The sequence below is a fragment of the Paractinoplanes ferrugineus genome (assembly GCF_016862195.1).
Taxonomy (GTDB): Bacteria; Actinomycetota; Actinomycetes; order Mycobacteriales; family Micromonosporaceae; genus Actinoplanes; species Actinoplanes ferrugineus.
Genome location: NZ_BOMM01000033.1, coordinates 1 through 14956, shown reverse-complemented (window position 1 = coordinate 14956; position 14956 = coordinate 1). Strand labels below are relative to the sequence as shown.

12 protein-coding genes are annotated in these 14956 nt (G+C 69.5%); 10 read left to right on the top strand and 2 right to left on the bottom strand.

The features are described 5' to 3' along the window. Positions 1-5: 5 nt before the first annotated feature. From murJ to Afe05nite_RS18300, 7 genes are all read left to right on the top strand, one after another. Positions 6-1751: a murein biosynthesis integral membrane protein MurJ gene (murJ, locus tag Afe05nite_RS18330; RefSeq protein WP_203818346.1), complete on the top strand. Its 1746-nt coding sequence runs from the start codon at positions 6-8 to the stop codon at positions 1749-1751. 190 nt (positions 1752-1941) lie between these two features. Beyond that, on the top strand, positions 1942-3474 hold the full coding sequence (locus Afe05nite_RS18325; protein WP_239117938.1) for a protein kinase family protein: 1533 nt from the start codon (positions 1942-1944) through the stop codon (positions 3472-3474). A 23-nt stretch (positions 3475-3497) separates the two neighbouring features. Beyond that, positions 3498-4151: an RNA polymerase sigma factor SigM gene (gene sigM, locus Afe05nite_RS18320; RefSeq protein ID WP_239117937.1), complete on the top strand. Its 654-nt coding sequence runs from the start codon at positions 3498-3500 to the stop codon at positions 4149-4151. Beyond that, the gene (locus Afe05nite_RS18315; RefSeq protein WP_203818345.1) at positions 4148-5041 is read left to right on the top strand and encodes an RsmA family anti-sigma factor; all 894 of its coding nucleotides are present in this window, start codon (positions 4148-4150) and stop codon (positions 5039-5041) included. The genes sigM and Afe05nite_RS18315 overlap by 4 nt, the downstream gene beginning before the upstream one ends. Positions 5042-5167: 126 nt before the next feature. Further along, the gene (gene trxB, locus Afe05nite_RS18310; RefSeq protein ID WP_203818344.1) at positions 5168-6127 is read left to right on the top strand and encodes a thioredoxin-disulfide reductase; all 960 of its coding nucleotides are present in this window, start codon (positions 5168-5170) and stop codon (positions 6125-6127) included. An 18-nt stretch (positions 6128-6145) separates the two neighbouring features. Continuing rightward, positions 6146-6469 carry a thioredoxin gene (gene trxA, locus Afe05nite_RS18305; protein ID WP_203818343.1) on the top strand — a complete coding sequence of 108 codons (324 nt, stop codon included), beginning with the start codon at positions 6146-6148 and terminating at the stop codon, positions 6467-6469. A gap of 111 nt (positions 6470-6580) precedes the next feature. Beyond that, entirely contained in the window at positions 6581-7729 is a 1149-nt protein-coding gene (locus Afe05nite_RS18300; RefSeq protein WP_203818342.1) for an N-acetylmuramoyl-L-alanine amidase, read from the top strand. On the opposite strand, the gene Afe05nite_RS18295 is transcribed toward Afe05nite_RS18300, so the two are convergent. Further along, the gene (locus Afe05nite_RS18295) at positions 7726-8400 is read right to left on the bottom strand and encodes a GNAT family N-acetyltransferase (RefSeq protein ID WP_203818341.1); all 675 of its coding nucleotides are present in this window, start codon (positions 8398-8400) and stop codon (positions 7726-7728) included. The two genes, Afe05nite_RS18300 and Afe05nite_RS18295, sit on opposite strands and share 4 nt — an antisense overlap. A gap of 182 nt (positions 8401-8582) precedes the next feature. On the opposite strand from Afe05nite_RS18295, the gene Afe05nite_RS18290 reads away from it, so the two are divergent. From Afe05nite_RS18290 to Afe05nite_RS18280, 3 genes are read left to right on the top strand one after another with little or no spacing between them, the layout of a single operon-like run. Continuing rightward, positions 8583-9893, top strand: coding sequence for an aminotransferase-like domain-containing protein (locus Afe05nite_RS18290; RefSeq protein WP_203818340.1), 1311 nt, complete (start codon positions 8583-8585; stop codon positions 9891-9893). A gap of 8 nt (positions 9894-9901) precedes the next feature. Continuing rightward, on the top strand, positions 9902-10858 hold the full coding sequence (locus Afe05nite_RS18285) for a D-alanine--D-alanine ligase family protein (protein ID WP_239117936.1): 957 nt from the start codon (positions 9902-9904) through the stop codon (positions 10856-10858). Between the two features lie 6 nt (positions 10859-10864). Beyond that, complete coding sequence (locus tag Afe05nite_RS18280; protein ID WP_203818338.1) at positions 10865-11656, top strand: class I SAM-dependent methyltransferase; 792 nt, start codon at positions 10865-10867, stop codon at positions 11654-11656. 362 nt (positions 11657-12018) lie between these two features. On the opposite strand, the gene Afe05nite_RS18275 is transcribed toward Afe05nite_RS18280, so the two are convergent. Beyond that, entirely contained in the window at positions 12019-12759 is a 741-nt protein-coding gene (locus Afe05nite_RS18275; RefSeq protein WP_203818337.1) for a hypothetical protein, read from the bottom strand. Between the last annotated feature and the right edge of the window lie 2197 nt (positions 12760-14956).

Genomic DNA, 14956 nt, shown 5'->3' with positions numbered 1-14956 from the left:
CTCGGGTGAGCGGCGGCCTTTACCGCAGTGCGAGCGCTGCACCGGACGGCGTCCCGCCGGCCGAGGACGGTGTCACCCTGATCTCGGTGGATACCGCGGTCGCCGGTTACGAGCAGGCCGCGTCGCCGGAGGCGCAGCCCAGCAACGAGGGCAGTACGGCCGGCAACAGCGCGGTCATGGCGATCGGCAGCCTGGTCAGCCGGATCATCGGCTTCGTCCGCAACGCGCTGATCGGCATGGCGCTCGGGTCGGGCGTCGGTAACGCGTACACCAGCGCGCAGTTCCTTCCCGGGCAGATCTACGAGCTGCTGCTGGGCGGCATCCTGTCCAGCGTCCTGGTGCCGTTGCTGGTGCGCCGGCGCAAGGCCGACCCGGACGGTGGGCAGGAGTTCACCCAGAAGCTGCTGACCTTCGCCGCGGTCTCGCTCGGCGTGGCGACCGCGCTGGTCGTGGTCCTGGCGCCGGTGATCACCTGGATCCAGTCGAGCAGCGACAACCCCGCCGCCTACAACGATCTGGTCACCCACTTCGCCTACCTGATCCTCCCGATCATCTTCTTCACCGGTCTGTCCGCCCTGATGGGCGCCGTGCTGAACGTGCGCGGGCACTTCGCCGCGCCGATGTGGGCCCCGATCGCCAACAACATCGTGGTGATCGCGACCTGCGGCGTGTTCATCCTGTTCTTCGCCGGCGACGACTTGACCGTGCAGAGCATCGGCGGCGGCGCGGTCCTGCTGATGGGCCTCGGCACCCTCGGCGGCATGGTGGTGCAGGCGCTGACCCTGATGCCCGCCCTGCGCAAGGTCGGTTTCAGCTGGAAGTGGCGCTGGGACCCGCGGTCGCTCGGGCTGGGCGAGATCGGCCGGCTGGGCGGCTGGATGCTCTGTTACGTCGGGGCCAACCAGCTCGCGGTCTTCATGGTCGTGCGCATCCTCAACTCGGTGGCCGGCGACGGCAGCGCGAGCACGCTGGCCTTCAACAACGTCTTCCTGCTGACGATGATGGCGCACGGCATCGTCGGGGTGTCGGTGATGACGGCGCTGCTGCCGAAGATGAGCGCGGCCGCCGCCGAGGGCCGGTTCTCCGAGGTGAGCGCCGACCTGAGCCGCGGCATCCGGCTCGTGTCGGCGGCGCTGGCCCCGATCGCGGTGATGTACGGCGTGCTCGCCGCCCCGATCGCGGTGATGCTCTTCCAGGGCGGCAAATACACCAACCACGACGCGCTGGCCACTGGTGACGTGCTGGTGGTGGCGGCGTTCGCGGTGCTGCCCCTGTCGATCAGCTATCTCTGCACCTACGCGTTCTATTCACTGCAGGGCAACAAGACCGCCGCGCTGATCAACCTGCCGGTGGTCGCGGTGCGCATCGCCGCCTACTTCGCGCTGGCCGCGATCTTGGACAAATCACTCTCGGCCGCGGGCATGACCGCCGGCAACGCGATCTCGTACGTGGTCTCGGCGGCGATCTCGCTGGTCGTGCTGCGCCGCCAGATCGGCCGGCTCAACCTCGGCTCGGTCGCGGGGTCGCTTCTCAAGGTCGTGGCGGCGGCCGCGATCGCGGCGGTGCTCGGGCTGCTCGTCGTGCGCCTGATGCCCGGCGCGGGCGCGCCCGACGGTCGCGGCGAGGCGATCTTGCAGCTCCTGGCCGGGGGCGCGGTGATCTTGGTGGTCTACCTGATCGCCGCCACGACGCTCCGAGTTCGTGAAGTCAGTGACGTGGTGAGCATGGTTCGCCGCAGGCTGGGCCGCTGACCTGGGAAAATTCCCCTTTGCCGACATTACGGACACCCGTACGTTCGGGCAGTTCGAGGTGCCGCGCCGGGGGGACGACCTGCCGCGGGGTGGCCCGGGGCGGGTATGGTCAGTGTCGACATGTGCTCCTCGCACAACGTCATCTGCACACAGCGCGGGCGATCGCGCGTGGAGCACCGAGGGAGGACTGGTGACCCAGGTCGGCGAAGGCCACGAGACCGCGGCCGATGCGGACGGGCCGGTCATGACCTTCGGTGCACCCACCGCGGGCGAGATCCTGGCCGAGCGCTATCAGCTCGAGGAACACGTCAACGACGACAGCGCCGGCCGCCAGGTGTGGCGCGGTGTCGACGTGATCCTGCGCCGTCCCGTCGCGGTGGTCCTGCGCTACCCCGGGGGCGACTCGGCCACCGAGATGCTCCAGGCCGCGGTCGACGCGAGCCGCGTGATCCACCCCAACCTGGTCGGCGTCTACGACGCCATCGACGAAGGCTCCCGGTCCTACGTCGTGCGCGAATGGGTCGACGGCGAGTCGCTGCGTGAGCTGGTGGCCCAGGAGGGTCCGCTCGACCCCGGCCGGGCCACCGGGATCGCCCACTCGATCGCCGACGCGCTGGCCGCCGTGCACGCCACCGGCATGGTCCACGGCAACGTGCACCCCGGCACCACCCTGATCGCCGACGACGGCCGGGTCGTGCTGGCCGACGCGCGCGCCGACTCGGCCGACAGCGCCGAGGCCGACCTCCGGCGCGTCGGTGGCCTTCTCTACTTCGCGCTGACCGCCCACTGGCCGCACGCCGAGGTGGGTCGGTCCTCGCTGTCCGACGCCAACCGGGACGCCTCCGGCAACCTGGCCGCGCCCCGGCAGATCCGAGCGGGTGTCCCCGCCTACCTCGACGACCTGACGATGGACCTGCTCGACAAGCGGGTCCAGGCGCCCGAGGCCGACGCGCTCGCCGCCGAGATGGCGCGGCTCGACTCCGCCGACGAGGAATACGAAGACGTCGGCCCGCTGCGGTTCGCCCAGGGCGGCACCACCACCGAGCCCGCTCGCAACAACTCGAAGATCATCATCGGGGTTGCCGCGCTGGCCGTCATCGCGCTTATCGGCCTGGTCTTCGGCATCCGTGCGATCACCAGTTCGGGCAAGCCGACGACGAACTCGACCACCCAGGCCAACGCCGGCGGCGACACGACCGGTGGCGGCTCGGAAGCCCCGGCCCCCAAGCCGGAGCAGATCAAGCTCACCGCCGACATGGTGCGCATCGTCGACCCGCCACCGGGCGACCGCAGCGACTCCGCCGAGGCGAAGAACGTGGTGGACGGCAACCCCGACACCGCCTGGGAGACCCACCGCTTCAACACGGCGAAGTTCGGCAATCTCAAGCCGGGCATGGGCATCCTGATCAACCTCGGCAAGCCGCGCACCCTGTCCGACATCCGGGTCGAGACCTCGTCGCCCGGCGCCGGCATGGAGATCCGCAGCGGCACCTCCGACCCGGGCAACTCCAGCCAGGGTGACGACAAGGTGGCCAAGGACTTCAAGAAGCTGGGCGAGGCCGACGCCGAGTCCAAGGGCGACGGCACCAACCGCATCTTCAACGTCTTCGACGCCAACACCCAATACCAGTACGTACTGGTGTGGATCACCGAGCTGCCGCCGGCCGACAACGGCGACCGATTCCAGGTAAGCGTCAACGAGGTCCAGGTGTGGGGCTATTAGGCCGGCACCGTTAGATTGCTCTGGTGACTTCCGGAGACGGTGCGCTGAGCGACGCCGACCTCCTGCGTGCCCACCTCGACGGTGACGCGGGAGCGTTCGGGGAGATCGTCCGCCGTCATCGCGACCGCCTCTGGGCGGTGGCTCTGCGCACCGTCGGCGACCGTGAGGAAGCCGCCGACGCGGTGCAGGACGCCCTGCTCAACGCGCATCGCAACGCCGCCAAGTTCCGCGGCGACTCGGCCGTCACCACCTGGTTGCACCGCATCGTGGTAAACGCGTGCCTCGACCGGATCCGCCGGCGGCAGGCCCACCCCACGGTCCCGCTGCCCGACGGCAATCGCACCGACGAAGACCGTCCGTCGGCCCCCGAGCCCGCCGCCCCCGTCGAAGATCACGACACCCGGCTGGTCGTCCGGCAGGCCCTCGCCGACCTCCCGGCCGAGCAGCGGGCCGCGATCGTGCTCGTCGACATCCAGGGCTACCCGGTGGCCGAGGCCGCCGAGATCCTCGGGGTCGCCGAGGGCACGATCAAGAGCCGGTGCGCGCGTGGCCGGGCCCGGATGGCGCTGGCCCTCGGGCACCTGCGGACCGGGGGAGATGGAGGTCACGGGAACCGCGAAGGCGCCCAGACCGTCCCATCCGGACCAGCGGCGAACGAGCGGAGGGAGCAGAGGTGACCGGGGCCGAGTTCCGCGGGGTCGACATCGACCTGCTGGCGGACTACATCGGCGGCGCTCTGACCGGCACTCCGGACGAGCCCGTCGTGGTCACCCTGATCGCCGACGACCCCGCCTGGCGGGCCGCCTACGAGTCGCTGAGTGGCGGCATGGAGGCGGTCGGTGCCGAGTTGGCAGCCTTCGAGCCGGAGCCGATGCCCGACGACTTGATCGCCCGCCTCGACGCGGCGCTGGCCGAGCCCGGGCCACGCCTGACTCTGGTGCCAGGTGACCCTGCTCAGGACGTACACCAAGCGGATCTGACGAAGCCGGAGCGCGGCACCAAGCCCGGGTCCGCACGCAGGTTGCGCTGGGCCACCCCGATCGCCGTCGCGGCCGGGGTGATCGCCTTCGTCGGCTTCGGCCTCGATTACCTCGCCGGTCGCGACTCCGCGCAATCGGACACCGCGGCCGCCGGCGCCGCCGCCGACTCGGCCGAGCGAAACGCTGCCAAGATTCCGGCGCCCGCCCAGGTCGCGTCGGGCACCGACTACACCTCGACCACACTGTCCAGCGCGCCGCTCCGGCCGTTGACGATGGCGTCGGGCGGGGCCGAGTCGCGGAGCGCGCCGCTGTCCGCGCCCGACAAGGGTGGCGCTGCGCTCGGCGGTGACAGCTCGCTGGGGCGCCTGCACGATGCCACAGCGCTGCAGGAATGCCTCGACGCGATCGCCGCCCAGAACAACGACGGAGCCATTTTCGCCGATACGGTGGATTTCGCCCGGTTCAACGGAGCCCCGGCGATCGTCGTCCGCTTCAGTTCCGCGAGTGGCTCGTGGGCGTGGGCGGCCGGCCCGGCATGCGGCACCGACGGCGACGCCAACACTCTCGCCAAGTCACCGGTACGCTGAGCGACACCCCCGGTGAGGTGGGCCACGGCCCCGGCACCTGGGGAATGCCGTGTGCCTAGCATGGCGTTCCAGCGTGCAGTGTCGCCGGGCCATCTTCTCGGCGAGGACAGACGACAGGAGTCGGCAGTGGACGAGGTCCGCAATCTGATCATCATCGGTTCGGGGCCGTCCGGCTACACCGCGGCGTTGTACGCGGCCCGTGCCAATCTCAAGCCGCTCGTGATCGAGGGCGTCCAGTCCGGTGGCGCGCTGATGACCACCACCGAGGTGGAGAACTTCCCCGGACACCGCGACGGCATCATGGGCCCCGAGCTCATGGACAACATGCGCGCGCAGGCCGAGAAGTTCGGCGCCGAGTTCCTCACCGACGACGTGACCCGCGTCGAGCTGGGTGACAAGCCCACCGAGGCGGGCACCGAGGGCCTCAAGACGGTCTGGGTCGGCGACAAGGAATACTTCGCCCGCGCCGTGATCCTCGCCACCGGTTCGGCGTGGCGCCCGATCGGCGTTCCCGGCGAGCAGGAGCTGCTCGGCCACGGTGTCTCGTCCTGTGCGACCTGTGACGGCTTCTTCTTCCGCAACCAGCACATCATCGTGGTCGGCGGCGGCGACTCCGCGATGGAGGAGGCGACGTTCCTCACCCGGTTCGCCGAGACCGTGACGATCGTGCACCGACGTGACTCGTTCCGGGCCAGCAAGGTCATGCAGCTGCGGGCGCTGAGCAACGAGAAGATCAAGGTCGAGTGGGACTCGGTCGTCGAGGAGATCCTCGGCGAGGACGGTAAGGTCACCGGCGCCCGGCTGAAGAACATCAAGAGCGGCGAGACCAAGGTGCTGGACGTGACCGGCGTGTTCGTGGCGATCGGTCACGACCCGCGCAGCGAGCTGTTCAAGGGTCAGGTCGAGCTGGACGACGAGGGCTACGTGAAGGTCGACTCGCCGTCGACCCGCACCAACGTCCCGGGCGTGTTCGCCGCCGGCGACCTCGTCGACCACACCTATCGTCAGGCCATCACGGCCTCCGGCACGGGTTGTGCCGCGGCGCTGGACGCCGAGCGTTTCATCGCGTCATTCGTAGAGCTGTAGACCGGGAGGGTCAACAAAGTGGGAGCAGGTAAGGCAGTCACCGACGCCAGTTTTGTGAGCGATGTGCTGCAGTCCGACAAGCCGGTCCTTGTCGACTTCTGGGCTGATTGGTGCATGCCCTGCAAGAAGGTCGACCCGCTGCTCAACGAGATCGCGCGCGAGATGGGCGACAAGGTCCAGATCGTCAGCGTCAACATCGACGAGAACCCGGAGACCACCCGCGCCTACCGGGTGATGTCCGTCCCCACGCTCACCATCTTCAAGGGCGGCGAGCCGGTCAACTCGGTAACCGGCGCCAAGCCCAAGAGTGCCCTGGTCAACTTCATCGAGTCGGCACTCTGACCGCTCAGCTGTCGCAGACGCCTCGCATCCTCGGGTGCGGGGCGTCTTTTGTCGCCCAACCGCCGGAGTACCCTCCGAAGTCGTCCATCCACCGTCTCTAGGGAGTCGTGCGTGCGTTCCATCCGACGTGGAGACAACGGCGCCGCCGTTGTCGAGATCCGATCCATCCTGGTCGGCCTCGACTTCCTGGACACCGCATCGGACGTCTTCGACGAGGAGATGGACAAGGCGGTGCGCGCGTTCCAGCAGAGTCGTGGCATCGGCGTCGACGGCCTCGTCGGCCCGGAGACGTGGGGTGCGCTCGACGCGGCCCGCTGGCGGCTCGGCTCCCGCACCCTGTTCCACTCGGTGCCCAACGCGCTCGTCGGCGAGGACGTCCGGGAACTTCAGGAACGCATGCTCGAGATGGGGTACGACCCGGGTCGCGCCGACTCGATCTACGGGCCGCGCACCGCCCGCGCGGTCGCTCAGTTCCAGCGCGAGGTGGGCCTGAGCCCCGACGGATCCTGCGGCCCGCAGACCATGAAGGCGCTCCGCCGGCTCGGCCGCAAGGTCGTCGGCGGCCGCCCCCAGTGGCTGCGCGAGACCGAGGCGTTCCGCCAGGCCGGCACCAACCTGATGGGCAAGACCATCGTCATCGACCCCGGCCACGGCGGCGGTGAGGACCTCGGCGTCCTGGTGCCCGAGGGCCCGCTCCGGTGGAGCGAGGCCGACCTCGTGTTCGACCTGGCCGCCCGGCTCGAGGGCCGGCTCGCTGCGGCCGGCATGCGGGTGCACCTCACCCGCGGCCCGCAGCCGACCTCGAGGCTGACCGGGGCCGAGCGGGCCGAACTCGCCAACGGCCTCGGCGCCGACCTGCTGATCTCGTTGCACCTCGACGGCCACGACAACGAGGACGCCCACGGCGTCGCGACCTACCACTACGGCACCGGCAGCGGCCTGAGCTCCACGGTCGGCGAGCGGCTGGCCAACCTGGTGCAGCGCGAGATCGTGGTGCGGACCGGCATGCGGGACTGCCGCGTGCACGCCAAGACCTGGGACCTGCTGCGATTGACCAAGATGCCGACGGTACGGGTGGACCTCGGTTACCTGACCTCGCCGGTGGACCGTGACCGGCTCGTCAACCCGCTGTTCCGCGAGCAGATCGTCGAGGCGATCCTGGCCGCCGTGCAGCGGATGTACTACCCCGTCGAGATCGACGTGCCGACCGGCTCGATCGACGTGCGCCAGCTGCGGGTGGCGCTCGCCAACAAGGCTTAGGCCCGGTTCTCCACGGAGCGCGTCGCGGTGGCCGGGCGCACCGGCCGCAGCAACGTCTCCGGGCTCATCGAGCCGAGGAGCTTCTCCAGCGCGTACTCGACGTCGGACTTCCACGACAGAGCCGTGCGCAGTTCGAGGCGCAGCCGCGGGTAGCGCGGATGCGGGCGAACGGTCTTGAAGCCCACCGAGAGGAAGAAGTCGACAGGCGCGACACAGCCGGGCGCCTGCTCCTCGTCGGCCTCGCCGAACTTCGCGTCGCCGAACGCCTCGATCGCCTTCACGCCGCGCTTGGTCAGGTCGCGGGCCACCCCCTGCACCAGCATGCGGCCCAGGCCACCGCCGGCGAACGCGGCGACCACGTGCGCGGTCATCAACAGGGCGGCGTCGGCGCTGACCGGTGAGGTCGGGAAAGCCATCGAACGGGGGACGTAGGCCGGCGGGGCGTACATCACGAAGCCCGCCGGCATGCCGTCGACGTAGGCCAGCTTGCCGCAGGAACCCCACTCCAGCAGGGTCTGCGAGACCCACGCTTCCTTCTCCAGGCCGGGATCACCGGAGGCGCACGCGCGCTCGGCCGAGACTGGATCAAGCTCCCAGAACACGCATTGGCGGCAGGGACGAGGGAGGTCCTCAAGGGTGTCCAGCGTGAGGCTGACCAGGCGACGCGACACGAAATCCCCCTTAGTCCGGGCGACGGTCCTGTCTAGTGCCTAGCCCTCGCCCCCCGGAGGATCCTACGCCGCGAAATCCACGCGCGGACTCGGGACGCGAATCCACCCTGTGGATAACCGGCGGCCCACATCGAGCCGCCGGACTACGATCGACCTACTTCCGACTTGGCTAGGAGGGCCGCATGACCGGCACTACCCAGGACGACTACACCGACGTCTATGCACGTCGCGTGCGCGGGATGACCACCTCGGAGATTCGAGCACTCTTCGCCGTCGCAAGTCGTCCCGAGGTGGTGTCGCTCGCCGGCGGCTCCCCCTACATCGCGGCCCTCCCGCTCGACGCGGTCGGCGAGATGCTCGGCCGCCTCGGTTCCGAGCACGGCGCGGTGAGCCTTCAATACGGCATCGGTCAGGGCACCGTCGAGCTGCGCGAGCGCATCTGCGAGGTGATGGCGCTCTCCGGCATCAACGGCGCGTCCCCCGACGACGTCGTGGTCACCGTCGGCGGCCAGCAGGCCATCGACCTCCTGGCCCGCCTCTTCCTCGACCCGGGCGACGTGGTGCTCGCCGAGGGTCCGAGCTATGTCGGCGCGCTCGGTGTCTTCCAGGCCGCCCAGGCCCAGGTGCATCACGTGCCGATGGACGAGGACGGCCTCATCCCCGAGGCCCTCGAGGAGGCGATCGCGACGATCGCCCGGTCCGGTCGCCGGGCCAAGTTCCTCTACACGATCCCGACCTTCCAGAACCCGGCCGGTGTCACCCTCTCGGAGGAGCGGCGCGAGCGGGTGCTCGACATCTGCGAGCGGGCCGGCCTGCTGGTGGTCGAGGACGATCCGTACGGAATGTTGTCCTTCGAGGGCGACGCCCCGCTTCCGCTCCGGGCCCGCCGCCGGGAGGGTGTCTTCTACGTCAGCACCTTCTCCAAGACCTTCGCCCCCGGGCTGCGCGTCGGCTGGATCCTCGCCCCGCACGCCGTGCGGGAGAAACTCGTCATGATGAGCGAGGCCAACGTGTTGTGCCCGAGTGCGTTCGCTCAGGCCGCCGTCACGCAATACCTGACCAACATGCCGTGGCGCGAGCAGGTGAAGTCCTACCGCGAGATCTACCGGGAGCGGCGCGACGCCCTGCTCGGCGCCCTGCACGATCGGATGCCCGCCGGCACCAGCTGGACCCACCCCACCGGGGGACTGTTCGTCTGGGCGACCCTCCCCGAGGGCCTCGACTCCAAGGCGATGATGCCCCGGGCCATCGCGGCGCGGGTCGCCTACGTGCCCGGCACCGGCTTCTACGCGGACGGCACCGGCACCGGCAACATGCGGCTCAATTTCTCCTTCTCCTCACCGGAGCGGCTTCGCGAGGGCGTTCGCCGGCTGGCCGGTGTCATGGAGCAGGAGCTCGCCATGCGGGCCGTCTTCGGTGCCGCCGCGAGCCAGCCCCACCACCGTCGTCGTGGCACGGCCGCCGCCGATGCCCCCGGCCCCGACTTGGCATGATCCTTCCCATGGCTAGTGGTGACGATGTGCGAGTAATGGTTCTGGCCGGCGGCCTCTCCTACGAACGCGACGTGTCGCTGCGTTCCGGCCGCCGCGTGATGGACGCGCTGAAGGCGGTGGGCGTCCACGCCGAGATGCGTGACGCCGACGTCTCCCTGCTACCCGCCCTGCAGGAAGACCCGCCCGACGCGGTGATCATCGCCCTGCACGGCGCCACCGGCGAGGACGGCTCGTTGCGCGGCGTCCTCGACCTGTGCGGCATTCCGTACGTCGGTTGTGACGCCCGCGCGTCCCGCCTGGCCTGGGACAAGCCGTCGGCGAAGTCGATGCTTCGCGAAGCCGGCATTCCCACCCCCGACTGGGTGGCGCTGCCCCACGACCGTTTCTCCGAACTGGGCGCGGTGGCGGTGCTCGACCGCATCGTCGACCGGCTCGGCCTGCCCCTCATGGTCAAGCCCGCCCAGGGCGGCTCCGGCCTGGGCGCCGCGGTGGTCCGGGACGAGACCGACCTGCCGCCGGCGATGGTCGGCTGCTTCGCGTACGACTCGACCGCGCTCGTCGAGAAGTTCGTGCCCGGCAAGGATGTGGCGGTCTCCATCGTCGACCTCGGCCACGGTCCCGAGGCACTGCCGATCGTGGAGATCGTCCCTCGGGACGGTGTCTACGACTACGCCGCCCGCTACACCGCCGGCCTCACCACGTGGCACACGCCGGCCCGCCTCGACGCCGAGACGGCCGCCCGCGTCTCCGAGACCGCCCTGGCCGCGCACAAGGCCCTCGGCCTGCGCGACCTGTCCCGAGTCGACCTGATCGTCGCCGACGACGGTTCCCCCCAGGTGCTCGGCATCAACGTGTCCCCCGGCATGACCGAGACGTCGCTGCTGCCGTTGGCCGTCCAGGCCGCCGGACTCGACCTCGGGAAGATCCTGGCGACCCTGGTGAGCCGAGCCATGGCCAGGGCCTAGATCCCGGTGAGCGACGACCTGGTCGACCACTACGGCACCGACGGCTTCGAGGACACTCGACTGCGGCGCTCCGCCCACGGCCGGCTCGAATACCTGCGAACCCAAGAGCTGATCCGTCGCCACCTGCCGTCCGCCGCGGGCCTGCGAATCCTGGACGTCGGCGGCGCCACCGGCATCCACGCCGCCTGGCTCGCCGCCGACGGTCACAAGGTGCACGTCGTCGACCCGGTGCCGACCCACGTCTCCGCGGCCCGCCACCTGCCCGGCGTGACCGCGCAGGTGGGCGATGCCCGGTCCCTGGACGTGCCCGCCACAACCTACGACGTGGTCATGCTGATGGGCCCGCTCTATCACCTGACGAGCTCGACCGACCGCGCCCAGGCCCTGTCCGAAGCCCGCCGAGTGCTCCGCCCAGGCGGCCTCCTGGTGGCCGCCGGCATCAGCCGCTATCTGTCGCTGTTGGAGTTGGGCACCACCGGCCGCCTGACCGCAGACTTGGAACCGTCGCTGCGGACCGCCCTGTCCACCGGCTCCTACGACGGCCACGTGGGTTTCCTGCCCTCGCACTTCCACACCGCCGACCAGCTCCAGTCCGAGATCGCGTCAGCCGGCTTCCCCACCCCCACCGTCTACGGCGTCGAAGGCCCCACCTGGCCGTCCCTGGACGTAGCCGGCCTGCCCGCCTTCGACACCCTGGTCGACGCCGCGCTCCGCTGTGCCCGCCTAGTCGAACAGGACCCCGCCCTGATCAATGCGAGCGCCCACTTCTTGGCGTTCACCGAGACCGCTAGACCCTGACGGCGCTACCCGCCACTTCCCCGTGGGGGGCCGCTCGGTGGTCGCTTGGGTGGAGTCCTGAGGGATTTCCCCGGCGCCCGACCTTCCCGGCACCCGGCCTCCCGGCACCCCACCTTTGCGCAGTGCGGTTTCCGGCGGCGCCCGTGTTGGCTCGGTCCCTCGTCGGCTCGGCGCTTGTGAACGCTGGCACCCGCTCGGGTTGTCGGTCGTGTCGGCGTGGGTGCGGGTGCGCTTGGCAGGGAGTCGCGGGGATGGGGGGTTCGGCTGTCGGCTAAGCGCACCCCACTGCAGTGATGCCGGTGCTCAGTTGCCGGGGGCGGTCAGTGTTTGGCTGGAGCGGCCCGCCCGCGTACATCTAGCGGTTATGCCTTTGGGGTTGGTGAGTCGATCGCGCCGCTCTCCGCTGCGATGGTCGGAGCCGGCGGCTGGTTCGGTTCGGGGTTCGCCGCCTCGATGTCGCCGAGGTTGGCCGGTCGGCTCCCGGTTTCGTTCGCAGTCGGTGAATAGGTGATCGTGGAGGGCGACTCCCACTGGATGTGTGCGGGCTCGGCGATCGCCTCGCCGCCGAAGCCGGCAAGCCAGGCGGCGACCAGGGCCAGGTTTTCGCGCCACTGATGTTCCGGGATGACCGGGAGGATGTCGTCCCAGAGCGAGAGGAATGTGCCGCGCAGCTGGAGACGGCCGTAGGGGCGCGCCAGGAACCACAGGTGCAGATGTGCGGAACCATCACCCCAACGGTTGACGTGCACTCGGGCTACCCCGTCGAGGGAGCGGATCGCGCGCTCGAGGCGGACCGTCATGACGCCGAGTTCGGCGGCCAGGAGGTTGGGCAGGTCGCCGAGGTCGAGGTGTGAACGGCATTCAAGAATCAGGACCATGGGAAGGCCGGTGGGCCGGTCCATGGCCCGGACGCGCCAGCGCTCGCTGATCCAGATGTACGCATCGTCGGGGGTGCCGCAGGCGACACACTCGGACGCGTCCTCACCGCTGCGGGGCGGCTCAACTTCGACCGGGGCGAGCAGCGGTTTGACGCGCATGTCGCCCTCGAAGGGGAAGGAGGGCCAGCGCGTGAAGTCAGGCAGCGGCGCGGAGTTGTCGGGCACGAGGGGACTTTAGCCCAGGCCAGAGCAACTGTCCTGGGTCAATTTTTGCCTGTGGAATAACGCGTCTGCAGACCCGGTAACGGCGAGATCAACGTCGATGCTCATCACCGTAGGTGGGCGGAGGAGTACTCCACTAGTTATCCACAGAAGTTATCCACAGGCTGGCCCGTTTCACGTGAAACACGACGTCGCAGGCTTGTACTGCCTGTGGATGAAGCCGTGGATCGGGCCTGCCCATCGGCCTCGTTTCACGTGAAACGAGGACCGCCGGTTTCTCAACAGCGGTTACACACAGGGTGTGGATAGTGGTCGCCACTTATAAATGCTGGTCCTTCGTGGTGCCCGCGTCTCGCCTCTTGGAACGCGAATGAGACTCGTTCGCTTGGCCGTCCCAGGTCCGTGAAGCCAGGCGTCTACATGTCCTGTGTCGGCGCGCATCGTCCGCGTCGCGGTCGGGCGGTGGGCGGCCTTGCAGTGGCCTGCTTCTATCCGCCGCGAAGTTTGGCTGCTGTCTCCGATGCCGGTGGCGGCCGCTCCTTGGTGGCTATCCCTCCGGGGTCTCTTGAGATGTATGGATGCAGGCTTAGGTCTGGGATCTCTCCGTGAGGCTCATCGGTAGGAGGACGTCAGCAGCGGGGCCTCCGCCTCGGTGAGGCGGCTGTTCGTTCCGTGTGCTGCCGCAGCGGGGCCTGGAGGACGGTGGCGGATCGAACCCGGCTGTACCCGCTTAGCTGTCGCGGCAGGACCGTACCTGCCGTTTTTGTTGCCTGTGGCCTCGGGTTGAGTCGCGGCTTTGCCGTCCGTCCGCTCGTTTCACGTGAACCGCACCGTGTCGGGTTGAGCCGCTGCCCGGCCGATGGTTCTGGCCGACGACGCAGGTCTTGCCGAGGGGCCGACCCCACTGGTCCGCAATGGGGTTGCTGCTCTGCGAAGACCACCGCTCGGCGGCACGGGCGACAGGGTTCCTAGCCCTGCCGTGCTGAAAGGTCCTGTCGCCGGCCACGAACAACTTGCTCGAGCCCGGACGCGCCAGCGGACTACCGAGTCCACCTTCAATTCCACGAGGAAGGCTGGGTGACTCCGCAGTACTCCCCTGAGGTCCTCCGCTACCGCGCATCCTCCTCCGGGTTCTGCCGCCCTTGCGAATCGTCGATCGCAGGCTGCAATTCGGCCTCCCTACATTCCTCCGCACGGCTGGAAGGATGTCCACTGCTTTGCCCAGCTGCTGCGGCGCTTCGAAGGTGCCGCCCGGTCTCAACAGGTACCGGCAGATCCGAGTCCTAGGCCGGCGGCGAATCACTACACAAGTAAGCGCCTCATGCAGATTGACGTGAAGCCGCGGCCGCGAGACAGCAAGCAGTCACTGGCCGCGCCGCAGTCGACCAAGACGGTGAGCACAGACGGAACGGAGATGGAGCGCACGAGTGGGGCGAGAAACGAGAGCGGCCGCACGAACGGGGCTGAGAACGAGAGCGGGCGCGAGTCCGGATCGGGCTCCCCGCTGCCCTCCGGCGGCGCCGCTGGTGGCTCGTCTGCTTCGCTTTGGCTGTGACAAGTGGCTGAGCTTCCGAGATCGGCCGAGTGGCTGTGCGGCGGATCGACTCTGAGGCCGTCATCGTCCTGGCGTAGGTGGCAATGCCCCCGCGGATGCGGCGGGCGGCCCGGAGCGGCGCATCGTCAGCTCGCCCTCAGCGGAGGTTCGTCTGATGGTCCTCGCGACTCACGGGCGCGGGTCTCCACAGGTGTCCTGCTCCCTCAAGCGGCGATCGGTTGGGAGAGGATTTGGCCGGCGTGTTCGACGGCAGGCGATCACCACACTGCCTGGTTTCGTTCTGCTGAGTGGGTTGAGTTATAGCGGCTGGCTCGACTCGGTATCCAGGGCCTCTACGTTCTACGTTCTGTCCCGGCCGGCTGAGCTCCTCGACGCGGTCCCTGGGCTGTTACTCAGGCACCGGCAGATTCGTCCATGCGTCACCGGTCAGCGCGATAGGCCGCCCGCGCACGCCGTGACTCTTCACCACTTCGCCAGCACCGGCTCGAGGCAAGAGCGACCGGAGTCCGCCGTCGCAAAGGCGGGGCGACCTGTTTCACGTGAAACTCCCAGGCCGGGCTCCGGGCTCCGGGCTCCGGGCTCCGGGCTCCGGGCTCCGGGCTCCGGGCTCCGGGCTCCGGGCTCCGGGCTCCGGGCTCCGGGCTC

Bases quoted from the DNA above. Each gene is read 5' to 3' on its own strand.
- Afe05nite_RS18290 (WP_203818340.1), top strand. From the start codon at position 8,583: ATGACCGGCACTACCCAGGACGACTACACCGACGTCTATGCACGTCGC.
- Afe05nite_RS18285 (WP_239117936.1), top strand. From the start codon at position 9,902: ATGGCTAGTGGTGACGATGTGCGAGTAATGGTTCTGGCCGGCGGCCTC.